General features: G+C 40.0%; 13 protein-coding genes. 5 read left to right on the top strand and 8 right to left on the bottom strand.

The genetic code is table 11. The features are described from left to right. Positions 1–45: 45 nt before the first annotated feature. The gene (locus tag BMZ06_RS17355; RefSeq protein WP_245756039.1) at positions 46–246 is read right to left on the bottom strand and encodes a hypothetical protein; all 201 of its coding nucleotides are present in this window, start codon (positions 244–246) and stop codon (positions 46–48) included. Between the two features lie 132 nt (positions 247–378). Further along, a complete protein-coding gene (locus BMZ06_RS17350) occupies positions 379–1,863 on the bottom strand; it encodes a flotillin family protein (protein ID WP_089753982.1) in 1,485 nt (494 codons plus the stop codon). Between the two features lie 805 nt (positions 1,864–2,668). Between BMZ06_RS17350 and BMZ06_RS17345 the strand changes: the two genes are divergently transcribed. Next, on the top strand, positions 2,669–3,514 hold the full coding sequence (locus tag BMZ06_RS17345; protein WP_089753981.1) for an STAS domain-containing protein: 846 nt from the start codon (positions 2,669–2,671) through the stop codon (positions 3,512–3,514). A gap of 31 nt (positions 3,515–3,545) precedes the next feature. Here the strand turns inward: BMZ06_RS17345 and BMZ06_RS17340 are convergent, their stop codons facing one another. The 4 genes from BMZ06_RS17340 to BMZ06_RS17325 form a co-directional block, all read right to left on the bottom strand. Then, entirely contained in the window at positions 3,546–4,421 is an 876-nt protein-coding gene (locus BMZ06_RS17340; protein ID WP_089753979.1) for an endonuclease I family protein, read from the bottom strand. A gap of 224 nt (positions 4,422–4,645) precedes the next feature. After that, entirely contained in the window at positions 4,646–4,870 is a 225-nt protein-coding gene (locus BMZ06_RS17335) for a hypothetical protein (RefSeq protein ID WP_089753976.1), read from the bottom strand. Positions 4,871–5,203: 333 nt separating this feature from the next. Beyond that, on the bottom strand, positions 5,204–6,247 hold the full coding sequence (locus BMZ06_RS17330; RefSeq protein ID WP_089753973.1) for a FecCD family ABC transporter permease: 1,044 nt from the start codon (positions 6,245–6,247) through the stop codon (positions 5,204–5,206). Then, positions 6,244–7,248: a FecCD family ABC transporter permease gene (locus BMZ06_RS17325; RefSeq protein WP_089753971.1), complete on the bottom strand. Its 1,005-nt coding sequence runs from the start codon at positions 7,246–7,248 to the stop codon at positions 6,244–6,246. The genes BMZ06_RS17330 and BMZ06_RS17325 overlap by 4 nt, the downstream gene beginning before the upstream one ends. A gap of 196 nt (positions 7,249–7,444) precedes the next feature. Between BMZ06_RS17325 and BMZ06_RS17320 the strand changes: the two genes are divergently transcribed. After that, positions 7,445–8,434 (top strand): ABC transporter substrate-binding protein, encoded by a 990-nt coding sequence (locus BMZ06_RS17320; RefSeq protein WP_089753969.1) that lies wholly within the window; start codon positions 7,445–7,447, stop codon positions 8,432–8,434. A 226-nt stretch (positions 8,435–8,660) separates the two neighbouring features. After that, positions 8,661–9,185: a hypothetical protein gene (locus BMZ06_RS17315; RefSeq protein WP_139205851.1), complete on the top strand. Its 525-nt coding sequence runs from the start codon at positions 8,661–8,663 to the stop codon at positions 9,183–9,185. Positions 9,186–9,236: 51 nt separating this feature from the next. On the opposite strand, the gene panF is transcribed toward BMZ06_RS17315, so the two are convergent. After that, positions 9,237–10,703 carry a sodium/pantothenate symporter gene (gene panF, locus BMZ06_RS17310; protein WP_089753966.1) on the bottom strand — a complete coding sequence of 489 codons (1,467 nt, stop codon included), beginning with the start codon at positions 10,701–10,703 and terminating at the stop codon, positions 9,237–9,239. Next, positions 10,700–10,981: a YhdT family protein gene (locus tag BMZ06_RS17305; protein WP_089753964.1), complete on the bottom strand. Its 282-nt coding sequence runs from the start codon at positions 10,979–10,981 to the stop codon at positions 10,700–10,702. Before BMZ06_RS17305 ends, panF begins: the two co-directional genes overlap by 4 nt. Positions 10,982–11,277: 296 nt before the next feature. Here BMZ06_RS17305 and BMZ06_RS17300 point away from each other — a divergent pair, with 296 nt between their 5' ends. Next, positions 11,278–11,715, top strand: a complete 438-nt coding sequence (locus BMZ06_RS17300) for a MarR family winged helix-turn-helix transcriptional regulator (RefSeq protein ID WP_089753962.1) — start codon at positions 11,278–11,280, stop codon at positions 11,713–11,715. A gap of 62 nt (positions 11,716–11,777) precedes the next feature. Further along, positions 11,778–12,644, top strand: coding sequence for a pirin family protein (locus BMZ06_RS17295; protein WP_089753960.1), 867 nt, complete (start codon positions 11,778–11,780; stop codon positions 12,642–12,644). Positions 12,645–13,048 lie beyond the last annotated feature (404 nt).

The following is a 13,048-nucleotide window of genomic DNA, read 5'->3' as shown; positions in this document are numbered from 1 at the left end:
TTGAATGTAAAAAAATGGGGGACCAGGTCCCCCATTTTTTTACATTCAAGAGTTATTAAGGGTCTGGTTTATTTCCTTTTCTGCGAGATACTCATTTGCAGCTTCTAACCGTTCATGTTCATCAACAGAATCACCTTCATAGCGTTCGTCTGAAAGAGGCTTATCTGACTTCAATCCCGCTTCCACTTCAACTTCATTTGGATAGGGCGATTCATTTATTTCAGGTTTGTTCACTCTTTTTTTCACATTAATCACCTCTTTAGGTAGTTTGAGATTTTTAGTGGTTTTTATTCTATTAAGGACTAAGTTTACATCCTTCTTTGAATGAAAAAAGCAACATGAAGGGAACTTTCCCTCTCATGTTGCTCATTTAGTTCTTTATTCTTTTGGATCTGGTTCATCTTCCGGAGTATTCTCCGACTTCTCTTCTTCCATAGTTGCAGAAGCTTCCTCAAACTGCTTGGATGCTTCAGAAGAAAAGTTCGTTACATTGCCTCTAGAAACATAACTTTCAAGCATAGCTTTCAAGTCCATTCCTGTAGTTTCCTTTAATGATTCCTGGATACCCAGCATCGTTGATGTAACACTGTTTGCTACTTTTGCTGATCCGCCATTAGAATTGGATCCTCCCATGTCAATTACCTTCATATCCTTAATTTGTGATAGAGGAGCTGACACTTTCTCAGCATATTCAGGTAATACATTAATCAGCATTTCCACAATTGCTGCTTCACCATAGTGTTCCATAGCTTTAGCCATCCGTTCTTTAGATTCTGCTTGCGCAATTCCTCGCTGACGGATAACTTCCGCTTCGGACTCCCCTTTTACTCTCTCCGTATCTGCTTCGGCCTCGGCTCGTTTGGTTACTTCATAAGCTTCCGCGTCGGCAATGGAACGGCGTCGTTTGTTTTCCTCTTCTTCCAGCTCAACGGCTCGTTGTTTCTCTATGTACTGAACCTTAAGTTCCTCTTCTTTAATCTGCTGAGCAAGCTTTTGACGTTCTAACTCACCCGCCTGGTTTGCGTTTTCTTTTGCCCGGTTGGTATCTTTTTGGAACTCTGCTTCCTTGATATCCTTTTCCTTAGTTGATTCGGCTACAGCAGTAAGTCTCCGGTTTTCTTCATCTTGAGCTTCCTGATCATTTTTTGCCTGATAGATACGAGTCTCTTTAGTTGCATCTGATTCAGCCATATTTGCTTTCTTTTGTACCTCGGCGATGTGCGGCCGGCCTAGAGCATCAATATATCCATTTTCCTTGTCAACGTCTTCTACGTCGTTAAGAGCGAACGAAGTAATTTCAAAGCCCATTCCTTTCAAATCAGCTTCCGCTATTTTCTTAACTTGCGTATTTACTTCTTTAAAATCATTATAAATTTTTTCGATCGGAAGAGAAGCAATAATAGAGCGAAGGTGCCCATTTAATACATCTTTCAGTTCCGACTCACGCTCATTTTGTTTCTTTCCTAAGAATTTTTCAGCGAAGTTAGCCATAATTTCAAGTTCGCTGCCAATACTGATTACAGCTGTACTTGCCACTCTCACTGGAATTCCTTCTTTGGTATAAGCTTTTTCTGAATTCACTTGTAATTGAAAAGAAGTTAAGTCAATTGGTGTGGCTGTTTGAAACATTCGTAAACGGTATCCACCACCACGGATAATTTTCACAGATCGTCCATTCTCGTCCTCAAACACATTTTTTTCGTGCTGCGGATCTCCAAGTTTCGGTCCTGTCACGATTAAAGCTTCGTTGGAGCTAGCCGTTTTGTAACGCAGGCGGAAAATAACAAAAGCGATAATTCCCCCTATAACCACAGTGACTCCTAATACAATTAGGATGATAGCGAGTAAAGTATTTTCCAGCAAATTTACAACCCCTTTTTCTGTTTATTTACTTATTTTTACTATACGCTCTGTTAGAGTCTAGTGTTGATTTTTCATTAAAAGACTTATTAAACAAAAGTGCCGGTTACTGTAAGACACAGTTTCGAAACAAACCGAGGTCCGTTACTTACTAGGTATAGGGCTGGTAGGCAAATGACTCGTCTTGTTCCATCACCCACACACTCGAGACATAAAGCCTTCAACTAATGGCAGCGTTACTTTAATATCAACACGGATTTTTAACAAAGCCTTACTACAAAAAATAAGTTCACCATTCCGTAACGAATTCATACCGGGTAAAGTTTCACAATTTAATATATTTATTTAAAATTTTTCTTTGAATTTCTCATCTTACATATTTCCTTTTAAAGTATTATTGCTCTTAACAATTGAGCCTCCAACTGCTATTCCTATTTCACAGATAAGGAATTCCTAAATAATCACCTCTGTTAGATATCCGCTTTATTATGGAGAAATTCTCGTAATTAAATTTAGTAAATCAATAGACAGTTCCCCCAATATAATCAAAAGAAAGGCTCTTAATCTATCTTGTTCTGAGACGTATAGTATATTGGTTGTTGAGAATTCTTCAGCAATTTGAATGTCTACACTAATATTTAGAAAAAATCTTTTCACGGCTAAATCCACATGTTAAAGGATAAATAATCATTTTCCATATATTAGTATTGAAATCAATAAAAATTAACTTATATTACTATAAGTTTTAATGGTATAATTCCCTTATTATGGGTGAGCGCTTCCATTACTTAATCCTAAGGAGAATTAGATGCAAAGAGAATTTAAATATATTGGCGAAAAGATCATTGATCACAAATACCAGTTGGCTAAAACATATAGTAATCATATACCTACTATTTCTCAGGCAAATTTGGAAAAACGAGGGATGGAAGAAAAAGAATATATGAGTATGCGAGAAGAGCTTGTGGAGTTTTCTGGTGAAATATTATTCAAAGATGAAGATGAGATATACGTAAAGGTACAGAGCTGGGCATGGAAGGTCTCCTCTCTTACAATTGAATACGGGATATCCTTAACTGATTCCCTGCGAATTATTTCTGCCTATCAACCTATTATTTGGGATTTCTTCCAAGAAGAGTTAGAACTAGAGAAAATATCTCCGAAAACCGTAATTGAGACTACGAAAAAAATAGATCGTCTGGTGGACTTAGTGGTCAGGGTATTTGGAGAAGTACACGAAAACCATAATCGTCAGCTGGCTGCTACCGCTTATAGTGCGATGGAAGAATTATCAGTGCCCGTAGTACCCATAGCGGAAGGACTTGTAGTCATACCCCTGGTTGGGGAAATCGATACGAATAGAGCGGAACTTATTAAAGAAATTACCTTAACCGAAACAAGTGGAACCAAGATAGAGCAGGTTATCTTTGATATATCAGGGGTCCCTATCTTAGATACAATGGTAAGTAATGAACTTTTTAACATTATTCATTCATTAAAACTACTCGGCATCGAGACAAGTATTACAGGGATCCGCCCTTCCATTGCACAGACCATCACATCATTAGGAATCGACTTTAGCAATATTCATACGTGTGCCACGCTTCAGCAAGCCCTGGCTAAATTTGGATTGAAACGAGTAAATACCCCTTAACAGCTCCCTGCTGCAAAAGGGGATTTTATCATTAAGTATTATATACTTGTATCATTTCTTCAGGAAAATCAATAAAAGGATTGCGATTTCCCTGTATGGAATAAATCGCCTGATTTCTATGCTGCTCATATATACCTGGTGGTTCTGCTTGATGCCATTGAAGGAGTAGCTCTTCATCCACTTTCTTTCTGTATCCGGGTTCAATTTCTTCAGGATATCTTAACAAGAAATACAGCATGGAACGAGCAACTACACCCTTTGCATATTCAGGCTCAAAATATTCATTCTCTGCTTTTCCACACTGGCGTTCAACACGGTTTACTGCTGCCTCTTGAATGGGGTAATTTGCAAAATCGTAATAAGGATAGTTGCTTCTGATTGAATTACATCGAGGGTCACATGTAAATAGATGATGAAGATCGCCTCGCATCGGTTCTTTTTTATCATACCAGGATTGGGGAACAGCGTGTTCACAGTTATATTTCAAAAGACTTGAGAATTCGCCCGGGATTTCATTTTCTTCAGAGGCCGCTTTATTTTTCAAATAAGTTTCGAAATCTTCCTGAATGACATCTTCAGGTTCTCTTGTTTCACCTGAGTAAATGCTTTTCAGCTTTCCATCCGGTCTTAAATCGACCCAGGGATATACATATTCGCTAGGATCATAGCGAACTTTTTTCTTGTGGCTGGATTGTACTAATTCACCTAATGCTTTTCGATTCGCTTCTTGAAAGTTGATGTTCCTATAGTAGGTTTTTATTGATTGCTCGGACTTACCTGGATCATAATACAATTTTTGATCTTTTAAGATATTCTCAACTGATGTTTTAGTTTGTAACAGACGCTTCTCCAGCTGCTTTACATCTGCACGGTCTGCTGGCTTACGCTTTTCAAATCCCTGATCCATTGAAATTCCTCCTTTTCTGAATAGCTTCATCCTTATTAATAAACTGCATCTTTTTCTCCCCTACCCCTTTCTCATAGTGAGTGGCATCACCTGCTTATATTTCTTTCATTATTAAAAAAGCACCACGTCAACAGCGCTGCAGCTACAGTTCCAAAATCATTAATAGTTAACATAATAATATTATGGTTAATAATAGTCTGACTTTCCAAGCTTAAAGCTCATCTTTAAGGGGCTCCATCTCCTCCAGAGCCCCCTCTTTCATAGTATCTTGCCGTTTTCTCATGTGCTTTGTCATATGCTTCTTCCTTTTTCGTTCTCCGTTGCTTGTTCAGTTCATCTCCATAGAACCGATTCGTGTTCCCGCCAAAGAAATCCCGAAGCATACCATACAGCAATGGCAATACGAGTAAAGAAATAATTATCATTAAAAACCAGAACCCGCTGATCATTATGAAAGTACACTCCTTTATATTTAAACTTTTCACAAATATTGTCTCATAATCTAATAAATGGTTAAATTAATACCCCTTACATTTGCTTATAGGTTAATTTTGCAGAAAAGCTTCCGATTTTGTTAGATCGGGTCTGTTCATCTTGCCCAGTAAAGGAATCGGGTGTTGAAGATAGTTCTCATTCTCCGGCTCTGTGTACCGGGACGAATAGTTTCGTGAACCATCCCGAAAATGGTTGTCTAATACAATTTGTTAACACTTTTGTGGAAAATCTGGAGCACCTACATTTAACTGATCCAAATAAAAAAGAAGCCCTGTTGGACTTCTTTTTTAAGAACGTTTACTTGTAAACAAAAGGAAAATAAAATAAGGAGCTCCTATTGTGGCTGTAAACACACCAGCCGGCACTTCTAAAGGTAAGAATACTGTTCGGCCGATTAAGTCTGCTCCCATAACTAGAATAGCGCCGATTAAAGCTGATATAGGAATTAGCGCTCCATAAGAGGACCCTACAAGACGTCTGGAAATGTGCGGAGCCATCAGACCTACAAAGCCAATGCCGCCAGCAAATGCTACAGCAATGCCCGTGAGTGCGGTAGCTAGTATTAGGAAGATCAGCCGGTCCCTATTCAAGTTAGCTCCAATACCGGCAGCCGTTTCGTCACCAAGCTCATGGGCGTTAATCCTTCTCGCTACCACCAACGAAAGGAACAATAACACCACAACGACGGGGATAATTACTTTCACCTCTTCCCAATTAGAACCATACACACTGCCTGTAAGCCATATGTTTGCCTGGGAAGCCCGGTAAATAGGACCTACAATCATAAGAGTAGTGATGATGGCTTGTGTAAGAGCTGATATGCCGACTCCAATGATGATTAACCTCACAGGGGAAATGCCATTCTTGTAAGCCAGAACATAAAGCATAACCCCTACAATAGCAGCACCTGCAAAAGAAGCAAGAGGCATCCAGCTTATACTCACGGTTAAAGCATTATCTTCGTTACTGAAAACGGCCAGAAATGCCACTACCCCAACGCCTGCGCCTCCCGTAAGACCGATAAAATCAGGCGAAGCCAGCGGATTTCGAATCATCCCCTGCAGAATTGCTCCACTTACAGCGAGTGCCATACCTACAAACATGGCATTCAGAATTCGTGGCATTCGAAAAGAATTAACAATCATCTGATTTGAGCTTTCTCCTTGGCCGGCAAAAACTTTTAATACGTCCACTGGATGAACAAAAAGTTCTCCCAATGAAGCTGAAAATAGGAAAACGATTAATAAAACTAATGTTAATAAACCTAAAATTGTTATCGTTTTAGAATCATATCTGTTTCTTGTATGTCGAATAGAAGTTTCTTTACTCATGAGCTTTCTCCCCCTTTACGCGCTATATAGAAGAAGAAAGGCGTTCCTATTACTGCTGTCATAACTCCTACTGGTACCTCTTCCGGCATGATTACGTACCGGGCACCAATATCAGCTAACAACAGTAATACAGCTCCCAGAATCCCTGAATAAGGTACGACCCATCGGTGATCCTGGCCTACCATCCACCTTGCGAAGTGCGGGACCACAATTCCTACAAAACCAATCGGGCCTGCGACCGCTACAGCACCGCCAGCCAATAGTATAATAATGAGACCTGTTACGGCTTTTATCCAAACCGTTCGCTGGCCTAAGCCCTGGGCCACATCTTCCCCCATAAGAAGAATGTTAATATGCCGGGCAATAAATAAGGCACCAAGCCAGGCAGCAGCTAAATAAGGAAGCACCGGAATTAAATGTTGAAGATCTCTGCCCTGGACAGATCCAGCCAGCCAGAACAAAACTTCATCAAGTGCTTTTTCATTTAATACAAGCATTCCTTGAGTGAAAGAAGAAAAAAGCGCTGCAATGGCAGCTCCTGCAAGTGTCAGCCGCATAGGCGTCAGCCCTTCTCTCCCTATTGAACCAATCGCATAAACGGTAATTGCAGCGAGTGCAGCTCCTGCAAATGATATCCACGTTAGCCCGCCTAAAGGTACAGCAGGTAAATAAGCGATAGCAAGGACCACTAAGAAAGAGGCTCCAGCATTAACCCCGAAAATTCCCGGTGAGGCTAAAGCATTTCTTGTTAAAGCCTGCATTAATACTCCAGCCATGGCCAAAGAAGCACCTACACAAGCTGCAATAATAGCTCTCGGAAATCTTACATCAGTAATAATGATGTGTTTATTGGATTGATCAAAATGAAAAAATGCCTCATAGACATCCGTAAAATTCACATCAGTGTATCCTAAAATAACACTGGCCAAGGTAGACAGGAGGAGTACCAGTACCCCTATGAAGATCCCTATTCCTTTCCAGGCTGTTGAATGTAGCACCATAAAACCTTATCCTTTCAAACTTATACTTCCTAAATCCTAGTAATAAGTCTATTTGTAGTACGTATGAGTGTCAACGAATTTGAGAATCATTTTCAATTTAATTACAAGAATATGACAAAACCTATTGACTTCTTCCTCGATTTTATATAATCTCTTATTGTAAATGATAATCATATTCAATTAGGGAGTTGCTATTATGTTAAAAAGGTACTTAGCACCATTAGCTCTATTGATGGTTCTTTCATTAGTTTTATCTGCTTGCGGAAATTCTTCATCTGAAGAAGATACCTCCCAGGATGGCGGAGATAATTCTGATGATTCTGGTTCTGAAAACTTTGAGCCATACACAATCGAACATGCTATGGGTGAAACGACAGTAGAGGAAAAGCCAGAGCGTGTCGTCATCCTTACTAATGAAGGTACAGAAGCACTTCTAGCTATGGGGGTTAAGCCTGTAGGAGCAGTTAAATCCTGGACAGGCGATCCATGGTACGACCATATCAGTGATCAAATGGAAGGCGTAGAAATTGTCGGGGACGAATCCAATGTAAATATCGAAAAAATCCTTGAACTGGAACCTGACTTGATCATTGGTAACAAAATGCGTCAGGAAGACATTTATGAAAAGTTAAATCAGATTGCTCCCACGATCTTCTCTGAAACACTGCGTGGTGAGTGGCAAAGTAATTTCATGACTTACGCTGAAGCACTAAATATGAAAGACCAAGGCCAACAGCTGATCGACGAATATGATCAGCGTCTAAAAGATTTTGCCGATCAAGCAGGAGATAAGCTAAATCAGGAAGTTTCTGTAATCCGTTTTATGCCTGATCATGTACGAATCTATCACAAAGATTCCTTCTCCGGGGTTATCCTGGAGCAAATCGGATTCGAGCGTCCTGAATCTCAGGATGTGAATGATTTTATGGAAAAAGCGACCAAAGAAAGAATTCCAGCTATGGATGGAGACGTCCTCTTCTATTTCACCTATGAAACAGGAGATGGAGCAGCAAGCAATCTCCAAGAAGAATGGTTAAACGATCCCCTCTTCCAAAATCTTGATGTTGTGAAATCCGGAGACGTTCATGAAGTAAGTGATGCGACTTGGAACACAGCAGGAGGATATATCGCTGCTAATGAGATGGTAGATGATTTGGAGAAATACTTCTTAGAAAACGAAGAGTAAACTGAAAAGGAATGGCTGGATTATCCGGCCATTCCTTTTTTATAAAGTGATTCTGCTATATCAGCTTGACCAACGGTGATGTGTTTTCGTTATACCTGCCTATATAAAGCATGTGAACAATAAAGTTTATAAAACGTAAGGTCGCCTCCCCTCTAGTTTGTGATGTGAGCGGGAACATTGTAAAATCCAAGATAGGGTAAAAGTTCAGCAGAAAGTAGGTTCGTTTATGAGTCGATTCATTAGTTTATTGATCGTCGCCGTAATAATAGCAGGATGTTCGAGTCAGGATACAAGTCAATCCAACCAGGAAAACGAGGCTTCATCCGTGAAAATAACCGAAAGGGAATTAGATGAGGTTGTGTTCATGTACAAGGGTCAGGACTATCAGGCCAAATACTACATTGAATGTCTGGCACAAACTGAGTGTGAAGATTTTCGTCAAAAGGAAATTAAAGTAACGGACAGTCTTGACCAGTTAAAAGAAGCCATTAAGCCAGGGTTAATCAATGCGGAAATAGGAGATAAAGTACAAATTAAGTTTCCGGAAAGCTTTCCGGAACCTGAATTTCTCTCTTATCAAAAAATTCAAAGCGGTACTGCTATTGAAGAAAAAGTAACCAATCAGTCCATTACTATTAAAGGTGAAAAGGGAAAGAATATGACTTACATCATTGATGCTTCCTGGGGAAATTCAACGGTAACTACTGCCTCGGTCAAATTTGTTTTTCTTGTACCTCCAAAAGCTCAGTAAAAAGCGGAAACTTCAGTTAATCTGAAATTTCCGCTTTTTGTTTACTTATTGCTAAGCGCTCCAAAGTTTTTCATATACTTTGGCTTGAACTTCTTCATGGCGACGAGCTGTAATCAGACTCAAACTTACATAAGCCATCAGGGATAAAATCACTGGCAGGACCACCGTATGCATACCAAAAGCGTTCGGCATAAACGAATGAAATAGAATATAACTCCCTACTCCTGTGATTATAGAAGCAAGGGCGCCACTCGCGTTCCCTTTTTGCCAATAAAGCCCCATAATTACTGGCCATATAAAAGCAGCCTCCAACCCTCCAAATGAGAAGAGATTCAGCCAGATTAACAGCTCTGGAGGATTAACAGCCATAGCGAAAACAAGTATCCCAATAACAGCCGTTACACCTATACTGAAGCGCTTAATTCTTTGATCATCTGCTTCCGGCTTTACATAGTTTAAATAAACATCTTTAACAACTGCAGAACTAACCAGCAGTAACAGAGAGTCAACCGTAGACATAATTGCTGCCATAGGCGCTGCCAGCACAATTCCTGCCAGCCAATTAGGCAGAACCTCCATCGCAATCTTAGGCATGACGGTATCCCCTACTTCTATACCCGGAAGTACGGAGCGGGCAAATACCCCCGTAAGATGCATACCAAGCATAATGAAACCTACTACAATGGTCCCTATAAGGAGAGCTTTATGCATGCCTCTGGAATTTTTATAAGACATCGCTCTTACAGCTACCTGAGGAAGCCCGACCACACCTACTCCAACTAGTATCCAGAATGAAGATACGTATAACGGAGTAAGAGATTGATCGGAACCAAATGGTGATATAAGAGCCGGGTTTTCCGCAGTTAAATCAGAAATAATATTCCCTATGCCACCACCGGCAATAATGGTTCCTATTAGAATTACCAGTGTACCCAGAAACATGACTACACCTTGAATTGTATCCGTAATCGCTACCGCACGAAAACCGCCAATAATGACATAAACCAATACTGATACGGCAAATATAAACAATGCGGTGGTATAGGATAGGCCAGTGAGTGATTCAATTAATCGGGCTCCACCAACCCATTGAGCAGCCATTGCCGAGAATAAAAAAATAATAATGCTTGCTGCTGATAAAATGACTACCCATTTACTTTGATATCTTTCTTTTAAGAAATCAATTAAAGTAACCGCTCTAATTTTCCTCGCCATGATGGCAAACTTTTTACCAAGAACAGAAAGTACAAAGTATCCGGTTGCAAGTTGAGACATTGAGAGTAAAACCCATCCAAGTCCCATCGTGTAAGCAACTCCAGGTCCTCCAACAAAACTGCTTGCACTCCCATATGTAGCTGTCATCGTCATGGCAAGAATGAATCCCCCCAGCTGTCTACTGCCAAGAAAATATTCCTGTAGGAAGTTCGAGGTAGATCTAATATGCTTTGAGGCGTAGAAGCCTACAAAGAAAATAATTACCAGAAATAATAAAAGTGGTATAATAACCTCCCCGTTCATTCCTCATCCTCCTCTTCAAACGACACTTCTTTGTACAGATACTTAACAGCCAATATCACTAATATAACGACTACAATAGTCGATGCAATGCAGCTATAGAAAAACCAAGCGGGCAGTCCCCATATATAACTATACTCTTCTACGGGTTTTGAACCCAGTCCGTAGGCAAACCCAAACCACAATGCAAAATTGATCATAACCAGCACAACCCCGATTAAGGCTTCTCGATTAGCTACACGATACCTTGCATCCTCCTCGAATCGTTTCGTTTTTCTCATAAATGTACTCCTTATTTAGTAGATTTCAGTAGAAAACTATTGTTTTTACCATAACACCAATATACGAATTTACAGAATCTAACCGCTTCATTTTATATGAGTTAAATGGGATGGTTCAAGAACATAAACTCGTAGTCTTTAGTAGAAACCTGTTTCACATGAATTGACTTAATTAGCTTAAAAGTCCCAAAGCCATTCCTTTGACAAACCTGTTTTTATTTTTTAATCTATAATTAAGTTAATTAGTATGTATAGCAACTATTTTTCTGGTGGCATACCATAGAGAGGGATAGACCATGAAATTATCTTTTGAAGATTATATCAGTATTAAAATCCACCGTACGGATTTAAAATTGACAAATTATATTAAATCAAGACTTGAACCATACAATCTTGCTCCTGAACAGAACCTCATTATGATGCTTCTCTGGGAAGAAGATGGACTAAATCAGAGGCAGATTGCCAGGAAGTTAAATAAAGATAAAACGAATATTGCCCGTATGGCTTCCAACCTGGAGAATAAAGGGTTTATTATTAGGAACTACTCGAGTAAAGACCGTCGTTCATTGGAGCTTTATCTAACGACCACCGGAAGCGAATTACGTGAAGTAATACTGCCAGTGACCGAAGAATTCAATAATATTGCCACTAAAAATCTAACGAGTAGAGAGAAAGACCAATTAGAACATCTTCTTAACAAGATAGACCAGAACTTCGATGAATTCTCCGAATAACATCATGTATGTAATTTTTTAAAACAACAGCAATAGCAAATCAATTAGAAAGGATGATAAAATTGGATGAAACACACTTTAAAAGAGATGTGAAAGATTCATGGTATGTGAAATATAACGAAATGGACTTCCCGGCTATACAAAAAGGATGGGTGCTACCTGTAGACCGCTGGGCAGAATTCGATCCGTTCATCCTGATGGCGGAGGACTGGTTTAAAAAAGGCACGTTTCCTGACCATCCGCATCGTGGTTTTCAAACGGTTACCTATGTAGTGGATGGCCGTCTTGAACATATCGACAATGGCGGCGGACGTGATATTCTTGAACCAGGTGACGTTCAGTACATGAATGCAGGCTGGGCTGCTCGTCATGCAGAAGATGGTGTGGAAGATGATATCGCGCACACCCTCCAGCTTTGGTTGAACCTTCCTAAAAATAAAAGAAACACGGATACGATCTATCAGAATGTCTACTCTGAAAAGGCCCCTGTTGTTTCGTTCGAGGGTGGTTCCATAAAGGTTTTCTCAGGAAGCATTGCAGGAGTTGAAGGTCCTTTGGAATCTATTGTTCCTTTTACATTAAGTGAGATTAATCTGGCTGAGGACGCCGAATTTTCTCATCATATACCTGAGAACCATAATGCATTCCTTTATGTGTTAGCCGGCAGTATATCCGCCGGGACAAGCAGCACCCAACTAAATAAACATGGCGTGGCAACACTTACCTATAACGACAAAGGAAACGAGCATCAATCTAGTGAACTAAAAATTAGATCTAACCAGCGTCAAACCAAAATCCTTGTCTATTCTGGTGCTCCAATAAGAGAGAACATTGTTCCTTATGGTCCATTCGTTATGAATAAGATGGATGAAATCAAGCAGGCTTATCTTGATTTCAATCAAGGAAAATTCGGCCCACCTGCTGAATAAAACGCCTTGATGGACTTATTAAGCTATAGGGCCGGGTAGTTGAAGACTCAGTTTCGAGATATTGGTTTGTAGTTAAGGTCCTGCGGTGGATGATTCGCTTTCCGCGGTCATGTGCTAAGCCTCCTCGAGCTAAAGCTCTCCGGGGTCTCACTGATCATGTTTATCCCGTAGGAGTCTTCATCATCCTCCTTCGGACCTAGCCAAATCAGATGCTCGAAACCACTTCAGACATCACATGCGTAATAAGAAATTAGACCATGTGATTGTGCAGCTATTTTCAGGATGTAACGACCCTCAATAGCCTATCGTAAAAGCATTTAATCCAGATTAAGGAGGAGAATCTTTCTCTTCTAGAAGGGTGCGTTTCACAAAAAATGGCTGGGTTGGTGGGGAAATGGCGAGAC

Source organism: Halobacillus alkaliphilus (genome assembly GCF_900113125.1).
GTDB classification, from domain to species: Bacteria; Bacillota; Bacilli; order Bacillales; family Halobacillaceae; genus Halobacillus; species Halobacillus alkaliphilus.
This window is presented reverse-complemented; position numbering and strand designations above follow the sequence as displayed.

Excerpts from the sequence above, each read along its gene's own strand:
- BMZ06_RS17345 (WP_089753981.1), top strand. The coding sequence starts at position 2,669 with ATGCAAAGAGAATTTAAATATATTGGCGAAAAGATCATTGATCACAAA.
- BMZ06_RS17340 (WP_089753979.1), bottom strand. The coding sequence starts at position 4,421 with ATGGATCAGGGATTTGAAAAGCGTAAGCCAGCAGACCGTGCAGATGTA.
- BMZ06_RS17335 (WP_089753976.1), bottom strand. The coding sequence starts at position 4,870 with ATGATCAGCGGGTTCTGGTTTTTAATGATAATTATTTCTTTACTCGTA.
- BMZ06_RS17330 (WP_089753973.1), bottom strand. The coding sequence starts at position 6,247 with ATGAGTAAAGAAACTTCTATTCGACATACAAGAAACAGATATGATTCT.
- BMZ06_RS17325 (WP_089753971.1), bottom strand. The coding sequence starts at position 7,248 with ATGGTGCTACATTCAACAGCCTGGAAAGGAATAGGGATCTTCATAGGG.
- BMZ06_RS17320 (WP_089753969.1), top strand. The coding sequence starts at position 7,445 with ATGTTAAAAAGGTACTTAGCACCATTAGCTCTATTGATGGTTCTTTCA.
- BMZ06_RS17315 (WP_139205851.1), top strand. The coding sequence starts at position 8,661 with ATGAGTCGATTCATTAGTTTATTGATCGTCGCCGTAATAATAGCAGGA.
- panF (WP_089753966.1), bottom strand. The coding sequence starts at position 10,703 with ATGAACGGGGAGGTTATTATACCACTTTTATTATTTCTGGTAATTATT.
- BMZ06_RS17305 (WP_089753964.1), bottom strand. The coding sequence starts at position 10,981 with ATGAGAAAAACGAAACGATTCGAGGAGGATGCAAGGTATCGTGTAGCT.
- BMZ06_RS17300 (WP_089753962.1), top strand. The coding sequence starts at position 11,278 with ATGAAATTATCTTTTGAAGATTATATCAGTATTAAAATCCACCGTACG.